This window comes from Paenibacillus sp. IHB B 3415, assembly GCF_000802655.2.
GTDB classification, from domain to species: domain Bacteria; phylum Bacillota; class Bacilli; order Paenibacillales; family Paenibacillaceae; genus Paenibacillus_AQ; species Paenibacillus_AQ phytohabitans.
This window is the reverse complement of the sequence record NZ_JUEI01000285.1, coordinates 1-228: the sequence shown is the minus strand read 5'-3', so window position 1 is coordinate 228 and position 228 is coordinate 1. Positions and strand designations below refer to the sequence as shown.

1 protein-coding gene is annotated in these 228 nt (G+C 60.5%); it reads left to right on the top strand.

The window, feature by feature from the left end:
* Nucleotides 1-228: hypothetical protein (locus tag QW71_RS40830; RefSeq protein ID WP_039311939.1), on the top strand; the 228-nt coding region annotated here is incomplete at both ends.

The following is a 228-nucleotide window of genomic DNA, read 5'->3' as shown; positions in this document are numbered from 1 at the left end:
CAATGCAGGGCAGCTGGCAGACGGCAGCATCACCGGCAGCAAGCTGGCGGAAGGTGCAGTAGGTGCTCAGCATCTGCAGGAGCAGAGCATCCAGAGCGGACATCTGACAGACGGCGTACTGGAAGAGCGTCATTTGAGCAGCGGTATTGTAACGAAGCTGGAGCTTCTCGCAGCTGAGACGCGCAATGCAGGGCAGCTGGCAGACGGCAGCATCACCGGCAGCAAGCT